We start from the raw sequence: 21,490 nt of genomic DNA on the forward strand, positions 1-21,490 counted from the left end.
GAATTTTGAATTTTGAATTTTGAATTTTGAATTTTGAATTGATTTCTCCCCTGCCCCTCTGCTCTCCCTACCCTTCCCGTATTTTTGGGAGAGTAGCGCCTTTATCCACTACTACGGGAACTGATACTTGTGTTCGTAGCTGCCGGGTTTGCTCGATAATTTGGTCTATGTCTTCTTGGGATAAACGCTGGACGTAGTTGAGTTTGATTTCCTCTAAGAAATCAAAAAGTAAACTCTGAATTTCTGAGAGTACATGTTTTTCCTTGATTTGAGATCCCAATACCTTGGTGAAGCTTTCTACTAGCTGACTGGTGAGTTTTGCTCCTACAGGGTCTTCAACAGCGCTAACTAAAGTTTTGTAAAGATTAGTTGTGATTTGAGTCGCTAGTTGTTCGCTTAACTGGGTTTGGGCCTGTCCCATGCCAGGGAAATTCTGGAGGTTGCGGTAGATGGGGACTTGATGGAAGACGGTTTCGATGTTGTGACGTAGAATGGCAACGATCGCAGGTTGGATATCAGGTAGCACTTGGTAGACAATTGTTTTTACCAAAAGACCTGCGATCGCTTCCACTTCATTCACATTATTAATATCTATGTAGGGACGTAAATTTTCTTGTTGCGAAAGCCAGCTTGTTAACTCACCCCGCTGAATTGAACCCTGAACCTGATTAATCACCCTCACCACAACAATTTCTGTGAGTTCTTCGGCAAAATTGGCAACAATTCCCTGATTAAATTGCTTTCGCACTGGATGCAGATTCAATAACTGCGCTCGATCGAGGCGAATTAATACAGGTATGATTCGCAACCCTCGCCAAAATGGCAGTAGTAAAAATAAATCGTACCAACGCCACAATAGTGCTTCTAACCAGCTAAAACCGGGATGTTGGCGTCTGAGCAAGAAGGTGCGCCCCAGCAATTCTACGCCAAATAAAATCACAAAGGGTAAGTCAATAATCCAGAATTGATCGATAAAATCACCATTTTCTCCGATTTGGCGGTAGTAGTTACTGGCGATCAAAGGGCGAATGCTTTTGTTAAAAAAATTAATTTCTTCAAGCCAGCCATTTTGTGATAAATATGGCTGACTCCAAAAAGTGGCAAAAGACTGTTTTGCAGATTCTCTACCGATGTGCGATCGCATCCTTTGTTTGATTTTCTCCAGCGTCCCGCTCTTATTCGCTCCCGCAAACGGGTTACTGTCAATCATCTCGCTACTAAGACCACTTATTTGTATTAACCTGCTATTTACTTGAGGCGACTGTAACCCTGTTTGCCTAACTTGTTCTTCTAACGCGTCTACTGTTTCTAGATAACTTTTTGTATCTCGATGACTTTCAATACCTTTGATTGGGTCATAAATCTTAGTAATTTGCGGAAGTTTTCGCAAGTAGATATCTCGCCAAGGTACGTAACTTAAATCAAACAATACCAAACCTAAATTTACTGTCGCAGCAATTGCCATAAATCTTTCAAACCAAAGATTACGCTGCTTAGAAGATTTTATATTTCTCATTTTTTGTAATATATGATACTTATTGAGTAGTTTAAAACATAAACTTTTTCATTTATTAATTTTTTGCTCTTTCTAACCAATTACAGCAATTTCCAGTCGAGTAGGCCCCAGTAGAAGTACACATCTGTTATGGGTGTCAACTTCAGCCCCAAACAAAAACTCCTTTAAAACCTCTTTTTCAACCCTAAGCTGAAAATACTTTTTATTGCAGCACAGCCACAGGTAAAGAGACTGCCTTTGATCTTCAGTTGACGCTCAATGCACAGATGTGATTTTCTAACGCAGTTTTGGATTAAAAGGGTGGGTATATTCGCTTCAAATGATAACCGCTATATCTTTGCTAATACAAGATACTTCTTTTGATGGATGACAGAAATTATTGTTTAAATATCTAGCTAAATTTAACAAAAAAAAATCACAATTTGTTCAAAATTCATTAAATAATCGTGAAAAAAGTTATTAAACAAACTTAAAATGCAGCTGTTAACGTTTATGATCCTGCTGATTTGACCCAAAGGAGTTTTTAAGTATGTGGTGTGGGTTTGGAAAATCAAGCGCAACCTTTGCTGTTACTTGCCTGATGACTGCTAGTTTGGTAATTGCAGACACAGGTTTTGCAGCCCCTCAAAAAAGTTATACGCCCCAGCAATTCCGTGAAGTATTGCGGGGATTAGGCTATAACGTCAAAGTAACAAACACCGCTTTGACAGATGAGGAAACTAAAAAAGCAATTCGAGAATTTCAGACTGGTTATAAGCTAAAACCAGTTGATGGCATCGCAGGGCCAAAAACCCAAAATTTTGCTGCTAACATCGTTCAAATTTTGCACATAAATTTAAATGCAGTGGTGAAGCCAAATCCTCCCCTACCGCGCGATCATTTTTATGGTTCCCGCACGGAAGAAGTGGTGAAGGAGTATCAGAAGAAATATCAGTTGCAAGAAACTGGAATTGCTAATTTAGCACTCCGCCAAAAGCTGAATGAAGAAGCAAAGACACTCTTCAGCCAGCCGACAACTAAACCAACAACTAAACCGACAACTAAACCGACAGGGACACCGAGAGCAACACCAAGAGCAACACCGACAGCTACGCCAACAGCGACACCGACAGCTACGCCAACAGCGACACCGACAGCTACGCCAACAGCGACACCGACAGCTACGCCAACAGCTACGCCAACAGCTACGCCAACAGCTACACCAACAGCTACACCAACAGCTACACCAACAGCTACACCCTAGTCGCCAGAAAAAACTCCTACCCCAAAGCCCCTTAAGTAATCTGATTTGGTTCTTCTAAGGGTCTGCCCTTTGGTGTAGGTAGAATTGGACGGCGGTCATTGTAAGGCATAGGAATGTACTGCACGCTCGGTCGTCCTCCTTGTGGCTGTGGGTACAGATCCATGAGATCGTAAATAGAATGGGGCAGTCCGACGGTTACGGGCAGCCCCATTTCTGTTGCTTCTTCAATAGTGATGGGATAGTCATGGGTGACGCGCCCAGTTGTCAAGGCTTCGATAATCGGTTCGATATTTTCTGGCAGAACTTTTTGTTTAGGTATACTGTCTTTTAGCAAAGTTCGTACAAACCGCTGTACCTGCTGTATTGCTTTGCGTGATAGGTCGGCCATAATTAGGGTTTGGTCATCAATCTCACTGATGGGTTTATCTTCAACCACTTTCAGGATACTGGCTGCGGGATAATTACCCAGTTGGGGATCAACTGGGCCCAAGACAGCGTTAGCATCCATAATGATTTCATCAGAGGCGAGGGCAAGCATTGTACCGCCACTCATAGCATAGTGAGGTACAAAGACTGTGACTTTTGCTTGGTGGCGAATTAACGCTCTGGCGATTTGTTCCGTAGCCAAAACTAAACCACCAGGAGTGTGCAAAATTAAGTCAATCGGCACTTCTGGGGGTGTGAGGCGAATTGCTCGCAATATTTGTTCTGAGTCTTCGATAGTAATGTAGCGAGATAGGGGAATTCCCAAAAAGCTAATGGACTCTTGACGGTGAATCAGTAAAATCACCCGACTTTTGCGTTCCTGCTGGAATTGTTGTAAAGCACGCAAGCGCCGATATTCTATTTGACGTTTTTGCCAAATGGGTTGCAAAGAAGTCAGAAGGAGAAAGATCCAGAATAAATCACCAATACCAAAGCCCATATAATTTATTTTTGTTCAAAAATAACGGTTGCCGTCATTATTGTTACAAATTTGGGGCGATCGCAGTTCTATCTGTAGATTTATAGAAAAATTACGAATTATTTACTACCCCCTTCGCCAAATTTTAATCGTGTCGTCATCACTACCGCTAACTAAGGTTTGACCATCGGGACTGAAGGCGACACATCTAACATAGTTGGAATGCCCTGTAAGTGTGCTGATTTCTCTGCCACTATGTATGTGCCACAGTTTGATAGTGTTGTCCCAACTGCCACTAGCGAGAAATTGTCCATCCTGGCTAAAGGCGACTGACCAAACTGAATCAGAATGACCTGTGAGAGTACGAATTTCTCTGCCTGTATTTATATGCCAGAGTTTAATCGTGTTGTCACCACTGCCACTGGCGATAATTTCCCCATTTTTGCTGAAGGCGATACAGTTGACAAAGAAAGAATGGCCTGTGAATGTGTAAATGTTCCTGCCTGTGTATACTTGCCACAATTTAATGGTGTAATCATTACTGCCACTAGCCACCAGTTGTCTATCCTGGCTATTGGTTGTAAACGTTCTCGGAGAGTAAGCGACTGACGAAACTGAGTCGGAATGACCTGTGAAAGTTTGGATTTCTAGGCCTGTGTTTACCTGCCACAGTTTGATTGTGCAGTCAGCGCCGCCACTAGCCAAAAACTTGCCATCTGGACTAAAAGTAACGGAATTTACCCAATTAGCATGACCAGTGAGAGTACGAATTTCTTTACCCGTGTTGACATCCCACAATTTGATTGTATTATCCCAACTGCCGCTAGCTAAGATTCCCCGATTTAGGTCTGCAAGTCCCGCAGATTTACCTGACTCGCCTTGATAAGAAAGGTTTGAAGAGATTGGGATTGGGCTAAAGGCGACCGAATGAACCATACTGGAATGACTAGAAGGCCAACGACCCAGTTGACGCACTAGCTTGCCAGTACTCACTTGCCAAAGTTTGATGGTTTTGTCATTACTGCCACTAGCAATAAATTGTCCGTCTGGGCTAATGGCGATCGCATGAACCATACTAGAATGACCTTTGAGGGTCTGTACGCATTTCCAGTTCTGTCGATCTAATACAATCGGTACAGGTGGTTGCAGCTTAGGGGTTAGCACTACGGTAGATGATGTTTTTGTTACATATCCCCCTGTCTCAGGGCCCAATAAATCTAACCACTCCTGCACAGACTGGGGACGATACGTTGACTCCAGATCCATGCCGCACATAATAGCTTGATTTACCCTGTTGCTGATGTTGGGATTAAAATATTGTGGTGGTTCTAAATTGATATTGTGTCGTCTATCATCTGCACTAGTTGGTACAACTGCGGTAAGCAAGTTATACAAAGTAGCGGCTAGGGCGTAAATATCAATATATTCTCCTCGCGGCGCTTCTGATTCATATTGTTCAGGTGGGGCAAAACCAGGAGTACGATACACGGTATGCCTTTGGATTGTATTAGGAATAAATTCTCTAGCGATGCCAAAGTCTATCAGCACTGCTTCTAATTTATCAATGCGGATCATGATGTTGCGTGGTTTGAGATCCCGATGCAACAGTCCTTTAGAATGGATTAGAGTCAAAGCATCGCCAATTTGCCGGATGTAAAGTAGTGCTTCTGCCTCTGATAGCACCCCTGTTCGCCTCAAGCGCTGTGCTAAGTCTTCCCCTTCGATGTAATCCATCACCATGCAGGGCAAATTCCCTTCATCAAAGATGGTTTCTATCTGTACTATATGAGGATGGTGGCACACTGCCAGCCGAACTGCTTCATCACGAAAGTCTTGCCGTAACTTGTTTCGGTGGAGTATCCAGGCGGGGTGATTCAGGATTTCTTCTTTGAGGGTTTTAATCACTCGCTGTTGATTTCGTTGATTTCTGGCAAGATAAGTAATGCCAATTCCGCCTTCACCTAGTTGGCTTTCAATAATGTAGCGTCCCCCGAATAAAGACTTTCCTGCATTCCACACCATTAGTAATATTTGACAATTGCTGGTATTTATTTTGGCACGGTATCAGAACAGCCAACACGAATTTTTAGGAATTCCATTTGAATTGCTGTTGTAGCTTTTTGGAACTTAATTACTTAGATAACATTTTGATTAACCTCAATAATTACTAATAGTATAAAGTTTGAATATACCTTCATAGTTTTGCTTAAACTATGCCCTTATACGAAAACATGAAAGTTGATTGCTCATGCTAGAGTAAACAGTAACTTTAGACATATTTGTTCATAATAATTTGACTTGTAGGTAATCTAAAATTATGCTTAAAAATCTAAATTTGAAACAAAAATTTACAATTCTGCTACTGGTAATTTTGACATGTGGTCTGAGCTTGAGTGGATTTACTCTTTCTTCTCTACTGAGGGAGAATGCTAAACAAGATATTAGCTCCACTGGTCTCATGCTCATTCAAACAATGAGTTCTGTTCGTAAATACACCAGTACTCAAGTGAATCCAGAGCTAGTTGATAAATTGGCTACTGAATTTTTGCCGCAAACCGTTCCTGGATACTCAGCACGAGAAGTGTTTGAAATTTTACGGAAAACAACAGACTACCGTGATTTCTTTTATAAAGAAGCAACTCTCAATCCCACAAATCTTCGGGATAAGGCTGACGGTTTTGAGACGGAAATTGTAGAACAGTTCAGAAATAAATCAGACCTTAAAGAAGTTAGTGGATTTCGCTCAATTCCTGGTGGGGATATCTTTTATATTGCTCGTCCCTTAGCAGTGTCTGAACAAAGCTGTCTGGCCTGTCATAGCGTACCTGAAGCTGCACCTCAAAGTATGATTAGTCTTTATGGTGCTGCTAATGGATTTGGGTGGAAATTTAATGAAATTGTTGGCGCTCAGATTATATCAGTACCGGCCAAGAATGTCATTAATAAAGCAAATCAGTCTTCTTTACTAATTATCTTGATTGTATCAGCTATATTTATAGCGACTATTCTATTAGTCAACTTGTTCTTGAATCGACAAGTTGTAATTCCTCTCAAACGCATGACTCGCATAGCCGAAGAAGTTAGTACGGGACATATGGAAGTTGAATTTGAGCAGATGTCTAATGATGAAATCGGTAATTTAGCTAGAGCCTTTAAACGGATGCAGTTAAGTTTAGAAATGGCGATGAAAAGAATCAAACGTACTCAAGGAGGTACAGGCGATTACAATAATTTCTAATAACGCTCTCTCTACGAGAGGCTACATTTAGCTTACTTCCCCGCAGGGGGAAGTGGACTAGAGACTGCTACGCTAATGCAATGACTTCTGTAGAAGACGTTGCGTGTAGCTTTGCTAAAAAACCTTGTTACTTTTATGAAATCTCTTGACTTCAACTTACATAATTAGTTAAGGGATTAAAATTATTCCTCAATTTCATGATGTCTAAATCTCTATGAGAATAAGCTTTTTTTGAATTCAAAAGCTGCTTGAAAGTTAGGAATCTCCTTAGTTACAAGTTCAATGAATTGGTCAGCGGAAATATAAGGATTGTGAGCTAGTATTTCTTCTATAATCAGATTTGCCATTGGGCCGATGTGGTAGGCTAATTCTTGCTGACAATGTTTGATAAATGCTGGTTGGAGTGAGGATTGTTGTTGTTGTTGTTCAGTGCGTCGTCCATTTTGTGGACTAGTAGGTGAATTAAAAATTGTTTCTTCAGGTTGGTTATATGACTGCGATATGGCTGACATAGCCTGAAATTCAGGGTTAAATACTGTGGCTGGCAAATCATCAACCATGAATGCAGAAGATATTGCTATTTCTGGTTCTCCAATACGTTCTAAATCTCTCAGAACTTCGCTGGCTGTTTGGTATCGCTTGTTAGGTCTATCTTCCAACATACAATCAAGCACTTGAGCAAACCCATCTGTAACATAAGTATAATCACGCCAGTTCCATTCAAGTGAGTATTGATCCATTAGTAAAGATGGATCTCTAGCTGTGAGTAATACAATAGCAGTTACACCCAAAGCATAAAGGTCACTGGAGGGTGAACATAAACCCAAACTAATCTGTTCGCGGGGAGCATATCCAACTTTGCCGACAAGAGACATTTTGCCAACAAACGTTACCTGGTGGTTGGAACTTCTTCCTTCGTTAATATCAGCAATTTGCTTGCCTACCCCGAAATCAATCAGCACTGGCAGATCCTTGCCATCGGGTAACATGATGTTGTCTGGAGAAATATCTCGATGGATAATGTTGTGCTGGTGAACATATTCCAAAACAGGCAGCAGATTCTTTAGCCACTGGATAACTTCGTCTTCAGAAAAATTTCTTCCTTGACGTTGCAGTTCTCCTAGCAGTCTTGAATATGTTTTACCGTCAACATACTCTTGTACTAGGAATAGCCGACCATCTCCTTCAAAGCAAGCCAAAAACTTGGGAATTTGAGGATGTTGCAATTGATGAAGAATTTTAGCTTCTCTTTTAAATAAGTTACGATATTGTTCCAGTCCACTTTCGCCTGTGCCAATGGGTGCAAATTCTTTGAGAACACAGGCTTCATTAAACCGACGAGTGTCAAATGCTAAATAAGTTCGTCCCAATCCTCCCTGTCCTAGAAGTTTTTGGATAATATAGCGGTTATCGATTAGAGTTCCAGCAGCTATTTCTGGTCTTGTCATAGGGGACTGTGACATCATCATCGCACTCCTAGCGATTTTGTTATTGATAAATCTAATTTGCTGAAAGTCAGAAACTCTAGCAGATAAGGGCTGATAACATCCTTTAAATTGAGGTTAGCACCACTATCAAGCCAAGGAAATACACTTTTCTACAATTTTCTGATGGTCTGGTGTTACCAAATAGACAATTTTAATGTGAGTAATTCGATCGTAATACTAATACTTAAGTATTTTAGCCGCTGCAACATAATCAGTGTCTGCGGTAATATCTGCAAATGTTCAGGGGTTCGCCTTTGAGATTTGCTGCTGAACCTTATTTTCCCCATAGTTACCCAATTGAAACTGAGTTGAGGAACAGTAAGGATATAGCGTGACATCACGGTTTTTCATAAAAAATGAGGTTGCTATAGACTTGCTGAAAGAAATATTATATGTATTTCAAGTGCTAAATATGCGATCGCTCTCAAAAATTAATCTTTCTGAGAGCTAATATCATTATCAGATAGCTGCTTCGGCATCGGCTATCAAAGTTTTTAGCGGAGGTAATTTCTCAAAGCAAAAAATTATACTGCGTATCAGAAAAGACTCGTGAAGCTACAATAATTCATCTAGTTCATCAGGATTCACGCCCAACTGACGCAAACGTTCTGCTAATTGTTCTACTTTTCGTTTGGCTTGAGCAGCTTCTTGTTCGGCAATTATAGCTCGTTCAGTTGCAGCAGCAGCTTCCTCTGTGGGTGCGGGAATTAATTCTCCCGCCAAAGTGAACCACCTTAACCACAATTTTTCAATATCTCGAAATGAACCTTGCCATAAGCCTAAACTTAAATCTATCTCTGGCATTAATAAGTATCCATTAGTCAAGTTCATCGGTTCATAATGACCACCAACTAAGTGAAAAGCCTGTAGTTCATTAGTGTAGCGACTAAATACAACATAGTAAGGAATCCGTAAAATTCGCTCATAAACTTCCCACTTGCTAGGAGGTTTATCTGCTGCACTTTCCTTTCTGCCTAAATCTTCGTCTTCCGTACCTGGAGATAATAACTCAACAACCACGAAGGGATTTGCTGGTTCTTGCCAAGTGACATAACTTAACCGTAAATCTTGCCCTTTGTATAACTTTTCTACGCCTACTACACCAAACCAATCTGGGCGCTTATACCATAAAGGATGCTGTAAATCATAGTAGAGATTAAGGTCAGCCGCACTGTAAACTAGTTCTGAATTCCAGTTAATCGGCTGAAAAGTTAAGTATAAAAGTAAGGGTTGTAAAAAATGAAAATCGTCTGGCAAGCCTGGTTCCTCTGGGTTATCACTTGGTAAATCATACATCGTTGGTAGGGTTTCCCAAGGAGGAAGCGGCGGGTCAGATTGAGGGATGTAATGGGGAGAAGAAGTCATATTAACAATTCAAAATTCAAAATTCAAAATTCAAAATTAAAGACATGAAGTAGTAATGTTATTCCACAACTAGCTGCGAAGTGTTGGCGCACCGGTTTGCTAAAGCCTAATTTTGAGATTACCTCTGCTACTATTATCTCTAAATGTTCGGCTTCCTTGGGTCAAATGCCACTGGACTCTAATCGTGAAATTTGCTCAAGGTTGGTAATTAGCGAGACAATACTTGTCGGTTAAGGGGGAAAGGAAAAGGGGAAAAGGGAAATAAAAAACCTTTAACCCTTACCCTTTAACCTTTTCCCCAAACCAAATTCTGAGTTGAAAATGCTTAACCGAGTAGTATTGATTAGCGAGATATCACTGATTGAAAGGTATAAAAATTTTTTCTTAATTGCTTATAAATAACTATTACTGCCTAAATAACTTGGGGAATACTGAAATTTAGTCCCATTAAAGGTGTATGAAAAATGGCAGATAATAAAGTAAGTGCAAAACTTTCCTCCGCAGACAGGGAAGCCGTGATGCAAGCTATTACTACTATCCGCGAAAAGTTACCGTTCTTGATTGATTTGACAACCGAGGAGCGCAAAGCTTTACCTAAGCTGGGAGATAAGAGTCGGGCGTTTGTGAGTAAGGCGTTGGAAATCGGCACACAAAACCCTGACTTTTTACCGCGTTCTTTTGACTTGAATGAAATGCGCCAAGATATCGAATTATTTGAAGCCCTGTATCCTATTTTGCTGTCGTTGACGCAACTGCAAGGACTGGTGGATGATACATCTGTGGCTGTTGGTAGCGAAGCTTATGCGGCGGGTTTGATGGTATATAACTATGCCAAAGTTAGTGGTAAAGGCGCAGGTTTAGAGTCAATGGTTGATGATTTAGGGCGGAGATTTGCCCGGAAAGCTAAAAAAGTACAACCACAAAGTTGATAAGTCGAGAAATTAACTCGACGCTTCTAGATAAAAACATAAAACTTTTTGCTCTGAGCTTGGGTGTTTTTGTTTAAAGTGAGACACTCCGAGTTCAGAGCATTAATATTTTAGTTTGAAGTGAGAATGTTTTCGTTGGAAACGAGAGCATTTCTGTTTGAAGTGAGAATGTTTTGGGTTGAAACGAGAAATTTTCGGTTTGAAGTGAGAACGTTCTGGTTTAAAACGAGAACATTTTGGTTTGAAGTGAGAATCTTTTCGTTTAAAGTTAAAATTTTTGCGTTTAGAACTAAACAGTAGTAGGTTTAAGGGCAATACGCTTCAGTTAAAGAGAATTATAGCGACTAAGTAAGTCGGCGATCGTCACTAGGAGGATGCAACCCAGCTTGAAACCAAAAACCCCGCGCACTCCGAATAGAGTCATCTTCTGGATAGCGTTCATCATTCATATCAAGTCGGTTGCAGGTTGCTCTACCAGTGGGTGTAATTCCGATAATTGTCCCACCATCTGCTGACCAGAGAAAATGCTCTGACCAAATTTGTTGACGAGGATTAAAGAGGGGTACTACTGCTTGAGTCTCTGAGTCATATCCCGCGACAAAGTTGTAGCGGTGTTCGTTACAACGACGACAAGCCAAGGCTAAATTATTAATTTCATCACCACCACCAATAGATTTTGGTATCAAATGGTCTACTGTAAATCTTGTGGTGGAAATGCGTTTTGGAGAATGGCAATACTTGCACAAATAATTGGCGCGTTTGCGGACCATTTCTTTAGTAGCATCATCAATCATCTTTTTGAGCTACCAGCATTGCATTAATATGGGTGAAAATTCTATCTAGTTCTCCAATTTCTTCAAGTTCGATAACTTCTTCTGGAGTTAGTAAATCAGCTTTTTTGCGTTCTAAAAGTTCTTCCATCCGTGCTTGCAGTTCATCATTAAATTTGAATAGGTTAAATTTATCCAGCTTTTCTATTCTGATACTGCCAATCAAGGATGAAGGTCTAGCAATTACGGTTGTCATAGTTAGAGCGATATAATTTACAGATATGTGGTTTTATTTTAGTGGTTTAATAGCTTGCTTCGTAGGAAGTTAGGACATCGTAGCCTAACTGGCGCAGTTCTCTGACTATATCCATTGGAAAATTCTCATTAGAGTAAAGCTTAACCATCATCATCACCTGTTAATTCTTGATAAACAGCTTCCGGAATCAGGATTGTATTATACAGTTGCCTAAGTAAGTCTAATTGACCTATTGCAGCTAGACTGGTGATTGGCGAGGTATCACTAATTACAATCACAACCTGCCTAACTCCCGCAAGTTTTTTAAATCGAGTTCAAAATCTTCTATGTCATAAGAGTAAAGAGGAATTTTGCGCTCTTTGAGCAGTTGTTGAAACTGTACTTTATCCATTTCTGCTAACTTGCTGGCGTGTCCTAAAGGCAATTTACCAGACTCAAACAATAGCAATGCAATTTCCTGCTTGAATTCGGCTGCGGTCATCCCACAGGCATTTAAGGTTTCATCGGATATAATGAAGCTCATATATATTGATTGTGCGCTAGTTCTAATATTATTGTGACGCTGTTATTCTACAACTAGCTGCGTCGCCATATTTTGATATTTCCGCTCCAATCTCCAGCAGCAAGACAATTTGTATCGAGGGTAAAGGCAACAGATTGAACTGATACCAATTCTATGTGAGGCTGCATAGAATTGTAGAATATGAGGAGAGGGAAAGACTCAAAACTAGAAGCAAACAATGGCACGCCCTTTCAATCTAGAAATATCGGAGAGTGCTGAGTATTTGTCCAAAAGTCTTAGCAAAGTGCGGACATCTGCAGAAAAAGAACGATTACTTGTTCTGTGGTGGATCAAAACAGGAGAAGTGACACAGCATCAACAATTGAGTCAGAGACTGGGTAGAGATAGCTCAACGGTAACACGATGGTTACAAAAGTATCGGCAAGGAGGACTAGAAAAATTATTAGAGGTGAAAACAGCACCTGGAGCCACTCCTAAGATAACAACAGAAATGCGATCGCGACTAGAGGAGAAACTTAAATGTCCTGAGGGGTTCGGCAGCTATCAGCAAATTGTAGAGTGGCTCAAGCAGGAATGGAATGTAGAAATCAAATATAAGACAGTCTATCGTCTGGTACGTTATCAACTTCAAGCGAAACTGAAAATACCTCGACCTCAGGGTAAACAACAGGATGAACAGGCTGTAAACCTTTTTAAAAAAACATTCCCCACGCCTTTGTCGCCTTGCAAAACCTGTTAGGTCAAGGAAAACGACTGCGTTATCTGTGCCAAGATGAGACTAGGCTAGGGTTGAAAACCGAAACTGGGCGAGTGATTACAGCGCGTGGCACCAAACCAATAGTCAGTGTGCAGTGGCCTAGAGTTGCATTCTGGCTGTATGGAGTAGTGGAACCATTGAGAGGATGGCATTTTTGTCAGGAATATTCTCATCTAAACAGTGAGAATTTTCAGAAATTCCTTAATGCCCTATCCCAAGAACTGGGTGATGATATAGCGCTAATACAAATGGATCAAGCTTCTGCACACCAAGCGTTGGGGTTGTCTTGGCCTGAAAATCTGCTCCCGATCTTTCAACCATCTCATAGTCCTCAACTCAACCCGATTGAGCGATTATGGCAGTTTATCAAGCGTCAGTTCAAGGGCAAGAATTTTTTAAATTTACAGGAACTACGCCAACGGGTTCAAAATGAGTTAGCTCAAATGTCTTGCGAGTTAATCTCTTCTTTTACAAGTTATGATTTCATCCTTGAAGCTCTATTCCATGAAGCTTTATTTTATGCATCTTCATAGAGAATTGGTATGAGTCAAAATGACTGAGGGTGCGAATTTCTTTTCCTGTTGCGACTTCCCACAGTTTGATACTCTTGTCGCTACTACCACTAGCCAAGGTTTGCCCATCGCTACTGATGGCGACGCAATTAACCCAGAAAGAATGACCAGTTGAGGTGCCAATTTCTCTTCCTGTTTGCGGATTCCACAGTTTGATAGTGTAGTCTTTACTACTACTAGCCAAGGTTTGCCCATCGCTACTGATGGCAACGCAATTAATCCCGCAGGAATGACCTGTTAGGCTGCAAATTTCTCTTCCTGTTTCCAGATTCCACAGTTTGATAGTGTTGTCCCAACTAACACTAGCCAAGATTTGCCTATTGCCACTGATGGCGACGCAATTAATCCCGGAGGAATGACCAGTTAGGGTGCGAATTTCTCTTCCTGTTTGCACATTCCACAGTTTGATAGTCTTGTCTTCACTACCACTAGCCAAGGTTTGCCCATCACTACTGATGGCGACGCAATTAATCCCGGAGGAATGACCAGTTAGGGTGCGAATTTCTCTTCCTGTTTGCACATTCCACAGTTTGATAGTCTTGTCTTCACTACCACTAGCCAAGGTTTGCCCATCACTACTGATGGCGACGCAATTAATCCCGGAGGAATGACCAGTTAGGGTGCGAATTTCTCTTCCTGTTTGCACATTCCACAGTTTGATAGTCTTGTCCCAACTACCACTAGCTAACATTTGCCCATCGCTACTGATGGCGACGCAATCAACCGAGTCAGAATGACCAGTTGAGGTGCGAATTTCTCTTCCTGTTTGCACATTCCACAGTTTGATAGTATTGTCCAAACTACCACTAGCTAACATTTGCCCATCGCTACTGATGGCGACGGATTTAACCAAGCTGGAATGATCCAGAGTGCGAATTTCTGAGCCTGTTGCCAGATTCCACAGTTTGATAGTCTCGTCCCAACTACCACTAGCTAACATTTGCCCATCGCTACTGATGGCGACGGATTTAACCAAGCTGGAATGATCCAGAGTGCGAATTTCTGAGCCTGTTGTCAGATTCCACAGTTTGATAGTGCTGTCATCACTCCCACTAGCTAACATTTGCCCATCACTACTGATGGCGACGGAATTAACTTCACTGGAATGACCAGTTAGGGTGCGAATTTCTGAGCCTGTTGCTAGATTCCACAGTTTGATAGTGTTGTCTTCACTACCACTAGCTAACATTTGCCCATCACTACTGATGGCGACGGAATTAACCCTGTTGGAATGACCAGTTAGGGTGCGAATTTCTGAGCCTGTTGTCAGATTCCACAGTTTGATAGTGTTGTCTTCACTACCACTAGCTAACATTTGCCCATCACTACTGATGGCGACGGAATAAACCGACCGGGAATGACCAGTGAGGGTGCGAATTTCTGAGCCTGTTGCCAGATTCCACAGTTTGATAGTCTCGTCCCAACTACCACTAGCTAACATTTGCCCATCACTACTGATGGCGACGCAATCAACCGACCGGGAATGACCAGTTAGGGTGCAGAGAAGTTGACCTGTAGTTGATGAAAACAAGTGAATAACTGAACCTGTGACACTTGCTAAGATATCTCCCTTGGGGCTAAGGGCTATTTTTCCAGAAATACCTGGGATGATGTGGACGCATTCCCAGTTATTTCGTATTCTCAACAAATCCAACCACTCGTCCACCGACTGGGGGCGAAACCTGTAATTTAACGCCATCCCCTTCATAATTGCCGCATTCACCCGATCGCTAACCCTGCTATTCAAATCTTGAGGCGGTTTTAGGGTAAAATTTTGCAGTCTAGCTGGTACTGGCATAGGCAATTGTCCAGTCAGTAAAGCATACAGTGTGGCTGCTAAGGCGTAAACATCAATATATTCTCCCCGTTCGGCATCAGGTAAATACTGTTCTGGTGGTGCATAACCAGGAGTAACACTCTCTGTATGCTGTAAAACTGCACCGACAATAAATTGTCTAGCAAGGCCAAAGTCAATTAGCACTGCCTCTGGTTTACCCGCACGCATCATAATATTATTCGGCTTTAAATCCCGATGCAGCAAGCCTTTGTCGTGAACTACAGTTAAAGCGTCGCCAATTTGCTCAATGTATTGCAGTGCTTCTGCTTCTGGTAATGCACCTTTTTCAGTTATCCGCTTACCTAAATCTTCTCCCTCAATGTATTCCATCGCCATGCAGGGTAAGTCATCGTCATCAAAGACGTTTTCTACTTCTACAATGTGGGCATGGCGACATAATGCTAGGCGTAATGCTTCGTCTTTAAAGTCTCGCTTGAGTCTACTTTGATGCGGTATCCAGTCAGGATGATTGAGGATTTGTTCTCTGAGGGTTTTGATGACTCGCAACTCGCCGCGTCGATTTTTAGCGAGATAGGTAATACCAACTCCACCCTCGCCTAATTTTCTCTCGATGATGTAGCGATCGCCAAACAACTGCTGCCCAGAATTCCACGCCATTGGTCAAAACCGTAGTTTCACTGATATTTTATTTTGGCACATCATAAATATCAGTTTTTACCAAATATCTCGACATATAGCAATCCGATTTGATTTCTGAATCACTGGTAGAGGTAAGGGACTGGAGATTGGGGACTAGGGACTGGGGACTGGGAAGAAGGTATAAAGGTGTACTGAGTTTTGTTCAAAAATCAAATATGAGTCCTATAGCAGCGACTAGCTGACTTGAAAAGATAAACTTAAGGCGATTCTTATGGAACTTACAATAAGCAGTGTATTGAATCATATCAACCTATGACACCACTAGTAATCAAACCTTCATCCTGGCTAGAGAATGGTATTCAACTTCAAAAAGTCAATAAACTTTATCTGTTTAAAATTACAGATGAAATGTCAGATCGAATGCAAGAACTTGTCGATCAAAAAACTGCTGATTCTCAAACACCAGAAGAAGCGGCTGAACTGGAAGCAATTGGAGAATTAGCGATAATTGTTAGCTACATCAATGGCATGATTGCTAATGAAGCACAAAAATCTAACGAAACAGGGAACCACGAAGAAGGAATGGATAGGAACTAAACAGAATTCAGAATCCAGAATTCAGAATTCAGAATTCAGAAAAATTAGAGACGTTGCAATGCAACGTCTCTACATTTGGGTTATTGGATCAGAATTTGCCGGATTAAAATACTCATTACCTCATCTGGGTTGCCAGTTGGTACTAGTGGACTCCAATCTCCTACGCTGGCGTAGCCAATTACCTGCAAATGATGAATGGTACTGGTAACGGTTTCAAGAGAACCTATCAATATATGCTTGATAGGTTTTCTTTTGGGAAGTGGGCTTTGGGTAGATTTTTTGACGCTAGGTGTATCTAAATATTCACCTAAGAACTGTTCTAACTTTGACTGGGCGGAATCTTCTGGTTGTGCCATGATGATAGTTAACTCCTGATAGGGGGCCGATAAGGGCGATCGCATTCATCTTTTGCGGGATTGGGCGATCGCCTTTATCATGGCTTTATTCTAATGTATAAAATTATACTTGTCAACTATGAATTCAAAAATTTCTATCAATAATTCCGCAATTTTAATGTCAATAAATTAGGTACAATTCGAGTTATTTAAGAATTTATTGCTATAAAAAAATGCTAGATTTAGCAAATTTTTAACTAAACCTAGCAATCCTAAATTATTTACAAGAAGTCTAATCTTCTGGTTCAATTCCTGCCACTCGCAATTGTGCTGCTAGTCGTTCGGCGCGTTGTTGTTCTTGTTCGGCGCGTTGTCGTTCTTGTTCGGCGCGTTGGCGTTCTTGTTCGGCGCGTTGGCGTTCTTGTTGGGCTAACTCAGAACCCCAAGGTAAAAGGTTTCCTTGTTCATCCCACCACCGTAACCAATTTCCTGGGCGATTTTCACGAGTACCTTGCCACACCCCAAGGTAAAGATTGATTTCTGCTATCCAGTAGCGTTGATTTTCATCAGGCTCTTGCAAAATGTATTGTTCTGCGTTCTGCAAGCGATACATCTCAAAACTGCCGCTATCTGGCTCAAAGATAATATAGTTTGGCACTTTTAAGATGCGCTCGTAGAAAAACCATTTTCCTGGGGGATATGTCGCTTTGATAGAATATTCTGTTTCTTGTGTATCGGAAACAAATTCCATCACAATTACGGGAATGTCACCTTGTAATTGAGGTGTGTAACTGCGTATTACTTCTTCTCGATTAACATTAATTTTGGCAATGAAAGCCCAATCAGGAGCTTTAATGACCATTTTGTTGTTTAGAGTGGCACAAATACCGTAATTAGTTGTTGTTAGGGCGTTAGCTGAAATTTTTCCGGCTAATTGTAGACTTTCTGTAAGTGCAGCAGCTAAGGCTGGTTGGTTGATGTTATCCACTGGATCGTCGGGGAGTTTGTAATCATCGGGTAGTTTTTCCCAAGTGATTTGGTAGTCTTGAGTGAGGGTTGTCATAATGGGTTTTCCTTTAGAATTGGGCGTTTGTCATTTGTCATTTGTCATTTGTCATTTGTCATTGGGCATAGGGTATTAGTTATTATTATTCTTCTCTGCCCCTTGCCCCCTGCTCCCCCTGCTCCCCCTGCTCCCTCTGCTCCCTCATTTCCCCAGTCCCCAGTCGCCAGTACCCAGTAGTTACTCATCTTCATCGGGTTCTAAATCGTCGGCTGTCAATTCTTGATGCGGGATGGCGGCGATAATCGCATCTATTACTTTGGCAACGGGTAAAATCTCGATATCAAGATCGGGGAATTTTTGTCCTTTAGGGACGATCGCTCTTTTAAATCCCAACTTAGCTGCTTCTTTCAACCGCAGTTCCATTTGGGAAACCGATCGCACTTGTCCACCTAACCCAACTTCACCGATTAATACTGTACCGGGATCGACGATGCGATCGCGGAAACTAGCGACAATTGCGATCGCAATTCCTAAATCTACTGCTGGTTCTTCCACATTCAACCCACCCGCAGACGCAACGTAGGAATCCAATTTGGACATGGGAATTCCCACCCGTTTTTCTAAGACGGCAAGAATTTGCACCAAGCGGTTGTAATCTACGCCAGTTCCAGCACGACGGGGTGAGGGGTAGCTGGTGGGACTCACCAAAGCTTGCAATTCTACAACGATTGGGCGAGTGCCTTCGCAAGCTACCACAATGGCAGTACCAGGTGCGGGATCGTCACGGTTGCCTAAAAATAGCTCTGAGGGGTTGGAGACTTCTCGCAATCCATCTGTCACCATTTCAAAGATGCCGATTTCGTGAGTTGCGCCGAAACGGTTTTTGACTGTTCGTAATAACCGATGGGAAGCAAAGCGATCGCCTTCAAAATACAATACTGTATCGACTAAATGTTCTAAAACTTTAGGCCCCGCGATCGCTCCTTCTTTGGTGACGTGTCCCACAATCAGCATGGTAATATCTTCGTGCTTCGCCACTTTCATCAGTGCTGCGGTACATTCTCGTACCTGAGCTACTGAACCTGGTGCAGAAGTCAGCGCCGGAAAAAACACTGTTTGGATACTATCAATTACCGCCACATTTGGTTTTAGAGAGTCTATTTCCCGTAAAATTTCTTCTAAATCTGTTTCTGGCAGTACATATAAATCTGCACCTATACTGTCAGGGTCTATAGAAATCGTAGTATCTTCTACTACTACTGTTACCTGATCCTCGTTTACCATACTTAGGGGTTTTGATACTCCCAACCGAGAAGCTCGTAATTTTACCTGCTGTCCTGATTCTTCACCAGTTACGTAAAGGATGCGATATTTCTGTGCTAATTGATTAGATACTTGCAACAATAAAGTCGATTTACCAATCCCTGGATCGCCACCAATCAGCACCATAGAGCCAGGGACAACGCCACCGCCAAGTACTCGATCTAATTCTCCATAACCAGACTCCCAGCGAGCGATTTGGCGATCGGTTATTTGGTTAAATGTTAAGGAGGCTCGCGCTTTAGCTGGTTTAGCGTGAGATTTGCCATTGCCTTGAGTTGATTGCCAACCACTCACTCCCCCTCGACTGGGTACATCTACTGAGGATTGAATGGAAATTTGTTCTTCTAGAGAGTTGTAAGTACCGCAAGCTGGACACTTACCAAACCATTGGGGCGATTCTGCTCCACATTCATTACAAACAAAAAAGGTTTTTGGCTTTGCCATTCTTAAATCTTATTAAATAATCTTAATATTTACTTAATTCTTGAAAAAAACTAAAAACTAATAATATGTGGTATTTAGAGCTTTTTCCAAATCAATTCATGGAATGATATCTTAATATTATGGTATTAAAAATTAATCATGTAAATTTTTAGTCAAGGAGCCTAGAGAAACTTGGAAAGCCATAAAGAAAAAATCTTGGTGGTAGACGACGAAGCCAGCATTCGCCGGATTTTGGAAACACGCCTTTCCATGATTGGCTACGATGTAGTGACCGCTGGCGACGGGGAAGAAGCTTTGGATACTTTTCGCAAAACTGAGCCTGACCTGGTAGTTTTAGATGTAATGATGCCAAAGCTAGACGGCTATGGTGTATGTCAAGAATTACGAAAAGAATCAGATGTCCCCATTATTATGCTAACAGCTTTGGGTGATGTCGCCGATCGCATCACCGGCTTAGAATTGGGTGCTGATGACTATGTAGTTAAACCATTTTCCCCCAAGGAGCTAGAAGCCCGGATTCGCTCGGTGCTGCGGCGAGTAGATAAAAACGGTGCTTCTGGAATTCCCAGTTCTGGGGTAATTCATGTCGCAAATATTAAAATCGATACGAATAAGCGACAAGTCTATAAAGGCGATGAGCGGATTCGATTAACGGGTATGGAGTTCAGCTTGTTAGAGTTGTTAGTCAGTCGCTCTGGAGAAGCTTTTTCTCGTTCGGAAATTTTGCAAGAAGTTTGGGGTTATACACCAGAACGTCATGTAGATACCCGCGTAGTAGATGTGCATATATCGCGTTTGCGGGCAAAATTAGAAGACGATCCTAGCAACCCAGAATTGATTCTCACCGCGCGGGGTACTGGTTATCTTTTCCAGCGAATTATTGAACCAGGGGAAGAGTGAAGAGATGAAGCAGGGGAGCAGGGGAGCAGGGGAGAAATCAATTCAAAATTCAAAATTCAAAATTCAAAATTAAAGAACTTCTCCCTCCTGCCTCCTGCCTCCTCTTTCCCAATGACAAATGACAAATGACAAATGACAAATGACAAATGACTAAACCCGATCCTAATCGAGTTTTGCGGCGTCTACCCATTGTTGTGGGTGGGCTAGGCGCTGTTCTTTTATTGATTAACCGTTTATTAACACCGGAATTAACCCAGTCTCAATCGCGTGGTGATGTAGTGGGCGTGATTTTGAGTGCGGTGTTAATTTTGACGGGTTTAATTTGGCAGCAAGTTCAGCCGCGATCGCCTGATACTGTAGAACTAATTGGAGAAGAAGGTTTTGTACTCGCACCAGATTTACCCGAAGCTGTAAAAACAGAGCTAGCCTGGGCATCTCATTTATTGTTGACTAATACAGTAACGCGATCGCTTGTGGTTTTTTATCAAGGTAAAGTTTTATTGCGTCGTGGCATTCTGGGTACTAAATCTGAGGTTGTGCCAGGAGTAATCTTAAAACAGGTACTCGAAAAACAAAAACCGATTTATTTAGTTGCTCTAAAAATATATCCAGGTAGGCTTGAATTTGATTATTTACCAGAAAATACTCAAGGTGTAATTTGTCAACCTATTGGCAACCAAGGTGCATTAATTTTGGGAGCAAATGCTCCTCGAAGTTACACCAAACAAGATGAAAACTGGATTGCAGGAATTGCTGATAAATTAGCCGTTACTCTTAGAGGTTGTTTGAAAAGTGATTGGCTGTGATTTTAATTGCATTGTTACCCCCCTTAGTCCCCCCTTTATAAGGCTTGTCATTACCAACATCTTTTAAACTGACTGGGTGATA

The 21,490-nt window shown here is 41.6% G+C and carries 21 protein-coding genes; 8 read left to right on the forward strand and 13 right to left on the reverse strand.

Annotation, left to right across the window (positions count from 1 at the left end):
• Positions 1–67: 67 nt before the first annotated feature.
• Positions 68–1,516: a hypothetical protein gene (locus tag RM368_RS34170; protein ID WP_322698170.1), complete on the reverse strand. Its 1,449-nt coding sequence runs from the start codon at positions 1,514–1,516 to the stop codon at positions 68–70.
• Between the two features lie 529 nt (positions 1,517–2,045).
• Between RM368_RS34170 and RM368_RS34175 the strand changes: the two genes are divergently transcribed.
• Positions 2,046–2,759: a peptidoglycan-binding protein gene (locus RM368_RS34175; RefSeq protein WP_322698171.1), complete on the forward strand. Its 714-nt coding sequence runs from the start codon at positions 2,046–2,048 to the stop codon at positions 2,757–2,759.
• Positions 2,760–2,790: 31 nt separating this feature from the next.
• Here the strand turns inward: RM368_RS34175 and RM368_RS34180 are convergent, their stop codons facing one another.
• Together RM368_RS34180 and RM368_RS34185 are read right to left on the reverse strand one after the other, a co-directional pair.
• Positions 2,791–3,684 (reverse strand): SDH family Clp fold serine proteinase, encoded by an 894-nt coding sequence (locus RM368_RS34180; RefSeq protein ID WP_322698172.1) that lies wholly within the window; start codon positions 3,682–3,684, stop codon positions 2,791–2,793.
• A gap of 105 nt (positions 3,685–3,789) precedes the next feature.
• On the reverse strand, positions 3,790–5,685 hold the full coding sequence (locus RM368_RS34185; RefSeq protein ID WP_322698173.1) for a serine/threonine-protein kinase: 1,896 nt from the start codon (positions 5,683–5,685) through the stop codon (positions 3,790–3,792).
• Positions 5,686–5,980: 295 nt separating this feature from the next.
• On the opposite strand from RM368_RS34185, the gene RM368_RS34190 reads away from it, so the two are divergent.
• Positions 5,981–6,901 carry a Tll0287-like domain-containing protein gene (locus tag RM368_RS34190; protein WP_322698174.1) on the forward strand — a complete coding sequence of 307 codons (921 nt, stop codon included), beginning with the start codon at positions 5,981–5,983 and terminating at the stop codon, positions 6,899–6,901.
• Between the two features lie 212 nt (positions 6,902–7,113).
• Here RM368_RS34190 and RM368_RS34195 read toward each other — a convergent pair whose 3' ends face one another.
• Positions 7,114–8,364, reverse strand: a complete 1,251-nt coding sequence (locus RM368_RS34195; protein WP_322698185.1) for a serine/threonine-protein kinase — start codon at positions 8,362–8,364, stop codon at positions 7,114–7,116.
• A gap of 579 nt (positions 8,365–8,943) precedes the next feature.
• Complete coding sequence (locus RM368_RS34200; RefSeq protein ID WP_322698175.1) at positions 8,944–9,753, reverse strand: Uma2 family endonuclease; 810 nt, start codon at positions 9,751–9,753, stop codon at positions 8,944–8,946.
• A 464-nt stretch (positions 9,754–10,217) separates the two neighbouring features.
• On the opposite strand from RM368_RS34200, the gene RM368_RS34205 reads away from it, so the two are divergent.
• Positions 10,218–10,682, forward strand: coding sequence for a hypothetical protein (locus tag RM368_RS34205; RefSeq protein WP_322676020.1), 465 nt, complete (start codon positions 10,218–10,220; stop codon positions 10,680–10,682).
• Between the two features lie 344 nt (positions 10,683–11,026).
• Here RM368_RS34205 and RM368_RS34210 read toward each other — a convergent pair whose 3' ends face one another.
• The 4 genes from RM368_RS34210 to RM368_RS34225 form a co-directional block, all read right to left on the reverse strand.
• A complete protein-coding gene (locus tag RM368_RS34210) occupies positions 11,027–11,452 on the reverse strand; it encodes an HNH endonuclease signature motif containing protein (RefSeq protein WP_322698176.1) in 426 nt (141 codons plus the stop codon).
• A 16-nt stretch (positions 11,453–11,468) separates the two neighbouring features.
• A complete protein-coding gene (locus tag RM368_RS34215) occupies positions 11,469–11,708 on the reverse strand; it encodes a hypothetical protein (protein ID WP_190948550.1) in 240 nt (79 codons plus the stop codon).
• A gap of 140 nt (positions 11,709–11,848) precedes the next feature.
• On the reverse strand, positions 11,849–11,986 hold the full coding sequence (locus RM368_RS34220; protein ID WP_416212281.1) for a hypothetical protein: 138 nt from the start codon (positions 11,984–11,986) through the stop codon (positions 11,849–11,851).
• Positions 11,983–12,231, reverse strand: coding sequence for a UPF0175 family protein (locus RM368_RS34225; RefSeq protein WP_322698177.1), 249 nt, complete (start codon positions 12,229–12,231; stop codon positions 11,983–11,985). Before RM368_RS34225 ends, RM368_RS34220 begins: the two co-directional genes overlap by 4 nt.
• A gap of 217 nt (positions 12,232–12,448) precedes the next feature.
• Here RM368_RS34225 and RM368_RS34230 point away from each other — a divergent pair, with 217 nt between their 5' ends.
• Together RM368_RS34230 and RM368_RS34235 are read left to right on the forward strand one after the other, a co-directional pair.
• The gene (locus tag RM368_RS34230) at positions 12,449–12,970 is read left to right on the forward strand and encodes a helix-turn-helix domain-containing protein (protein ID WP_322698178.1); all 522 of its coding nucleotides are present in this window, start codon (positions 12,449–12,451) and stop codon (positions 12,968–12,970) included.
• Complete coding sequence (locus RM368_RS34235) at positions 12,955–13,521, forward strand: IS630 family transposase (RefSeq protein WP_322698179.1); 567 nt, start codon at positions 12,955–12,957, stop codon at positions 13,519–13,521. Before RM368_RS34230 ends, RM368_RS34235 begins: the two co-directional genes overlap by 16 nt.
• On the opposite strand, the gene RM368_RS34240 is transcribed toward RM368_RS34235, so the two are convergent.
• Positions 13,472–16,015, reverse strand: coding sequence for a serine/threonine-protein kinase (locus RM368_RS34240; protein ID WP_322698180.1), 2,544 nt, complete (start codon positions 16,013–16,015; stop codon positions 13,472–13,474). The genes RM368_RS34235 and RM368_RS34240 overlap by 50 nt on opposite strands.
• A gap of 294 nt (positions 16,016–16,309) precedes the next feature.
• On the opposite strand from RM368_RS34240, the gene RM368_RS34245 reads away from it, so the two are divergent.
• Positions 16,310–16,594, forward strand: a complete 285-nt coding sequence (locus tag RM368_RS34245) for a hypothetical protein (protein WP_322698181.1) — start codon at positions 16,310–16,312, stop codon at positions 16,592–16,594.
• A gap of 80 nt (positions 16,595–16,674) precedes the next feature.
• Here RM368_RS34245 and RM368_RS34250 read toward each other — a convergent pair whose 3' ends face one another.
• From RM368_RS34250 to radA, 3 genes are all read right to left on the reverse strand, one after another.
• A complete protein-coding gene (locus tag RM368_RS34250; RefSeq protein WP_416212282.1) occupies positions 16,675–16,995 on the reverse strand; it encodes a hypothetical protein in 321 nt (106 codons plus the stop codon).
• 226 nt (positions 16,996–17,221) lie between these two features.
• Positions 17,222–17,992: a Uma2 family endonuclease gene (locus RM368_RS34255; protein ID WP_322698182.1), complete on the reverse strand. Its 771-nt coding sequence runs from the start codon at positions 17,990–17,992 to the stop codon at positions 17,222–17,224.
• A 180-nt stretch (positions 17,993–18,172) separates the two neighbouring features.
• Positions 18,173–19,702: a DNA repair protein RadA gene (radA, locus tag RM368_RS34260; protein ID WP_322698183.1), complete on the reverse strand. Its 1,530-nt coding sequence runs from the start codon at positions 19,700–19,702 to the stop codon at positions 18,173–18,175.
• Between the two features lie 171 nt (positions 19,703–19,873).
• Here radA and rpaB point away from each other — a divergent pair, with 171 nt between their 5' ends.
• Together rpaB and RM368_RS34270 are read left to right on the forward strand one after the other, a co-directional pair.
• The gene (gene rpaB / locus RM368_RS34265; protein WP_292866575.1) at positions 19,874–20,602 is read left to right on the forward strand and encodes a response regulator transcription factor RpaB; all 729 of its coding nucleotides are present in this window, start codon (positions 19,874–19,876) and stop codon (positions 20,600–20,602) included.
• A gap of 146 nt (positions 20,603–20,748) precedes the next feature.
• Complete coding sequence (locus RM368_RS34270; protein ID WP_322698184.1) at positions 20,749–21,408, forward strand: cofactor assembly of complex C subunit B; 660 nt, start codon at positions 20,749–20,751, stop codon at positions 21,406–21,408.
• The last annotated feature ends 82 nt before the right edge of the window (positions 21,409–21,490 follow it).

The sequence above is a fragment of the Nostoc sp. DedSLP03 genome, assembly GCF_034530815.1.
In the GTDB taxonomy this organism is placed as follows: Bacteria; Cyanobacteriota; Cyanobacteriia; order Cyanobacteriales; family Nostocaceae; genus Nostoc.

What these genes read in the sequence shown, in the direction of transcription:
- RM368_RS34200 (WP_322698175.1), bottom strand. Translation starts at nt 9,753, where the DNA reads ATGACTTCTTCTCCCCATTACATCCCTCAATCTGACCCGCCGCTTCCT.
- RM368_RS34230 (WP_322698178.1), top strand. Translation starts at nt 12,449, where the DNA reads ATGGCACGCCCTTTCAATCTAGAAATATCGGAGAGTGCTGAGTATTTG.
- RM368_RS34225 (WP_322698177.1), bottom strand. Translation starts at nt 12,231, where the DNA reads ATGAGCTTCATTATATCCGATGAAACCTTAAATGCCTGTGGGATGACC.
- RM368_RS34205 (WP_322676020.1), top strand. Translation starts at nt 10,218, where the DNA reads ATGGCAGATAATAAAGTAAGTGCAAAACTTTCCTCCGCAGACAGGGAA.
- RM368_RS34210 (WP_322698176.1), bottom strand. Translation starts at nt 11,452, where the DNA reads ATGGTCCGCAAACGCGCCAATTATTTGTGCAAGTATTGCCATTCTCCA.
- RM368_RS34250 (WP_416212282.1), bottom strand. Translation starts at nt 16,995, where the DNA reads ATGCGATCGCCCTTATCGGCCCCCTATCAGGAGTTAACTATCATCATG.
- RM368_RS34170 (WP_322698170.1), bottom strand. Translation starts at nt 1,516, where the DNA reads ATGAGAAATATAAAATCTTCTAAGCAGCGTAATCTTTGGTTTGAAAGA.
- RM368_RS34240 (WP_322698180.1), bottom strand. Translation starts at nt 16,015, where the DNA reads ATGGCGTGGAATTCTGGGCAGCAGTTGTTTGGCGATCGCTACATCATC.
- radA (WP_322698183.1), bottom strand. Translation starts at nt 19,702, where the DNA reads ATGGCAAAGCCAAAAACCTTTTTTGTTTGTAATGAATGTGGAGCAGAA.
- RM368_RS34270 (WP_322698184.1), top strand. Translation starts at nt 20,749, where the DNA reads ATGACTAAACCCGATCCTAATCGAGTTTTGCGGCGTCTACCCATTGTT.
- RM368_RS34185 (WP_322698173.1), bottom strand. Translation starts at nt 5,685, where the DNA reads ATGGTGTGGAATGCAGGAAAGTCTTTATTCGGGGGACGCTACATTATT.
- RM368_RS34255 (WP_322698182.1), bottom strand. Translation starts at nt 17,992, where the DNA reads ATGACAACCCTCACTCAAGACTACCAAATCACTTGGGAAAAACTACCC.
- RM368_RS34215 (WP_190948550.1), bottom strand. Translation starts at nt 11,708, where the DNA reads ATGACAACCGTAATTGCTAGACCTTCATCCTTGATTGGCAGTATCAGA.
- RM368_RS34195 (WP_322698185.1), bottom strand. Translation starts at nt 8,364, where the DNA reads ATGTCACAGTCCCCTATGACAAGACCAGAAATAGCTGCTGGAACTCTA.
- RM368_RS34190 (WP_322698174.1), top strand. Translation starts at nt 5,981, where the DNA reads ATGCTTAAAAATCTAAATTTGAAACAAAAATTTACAATTCTGCTACTG.
- RM368_RS34175 (WP_322698171.1), top strand. Translation starts at nt 2,046, where the DNA reads ATGTGGTGTGGGTTTGGAAAATCAAGCGCAACCTTTGCTGTTACTTGC.
- RM368_RS34180 (WP_322698172.1), bottom strand. Translation starts at nt 3,684, where the DNA reads ATGGGCTTTGGTATTGGTGATTTATTCTGGATCTTTCTCCTTCTGACT.
- RM368_RS34245 (WP_322698181.1), top strand. Translation starts at nt 16,310, where the DNA reads ATGACACCACTAGTAATCAAACCTTCATCCTGGCTAGAGAATGGTATT.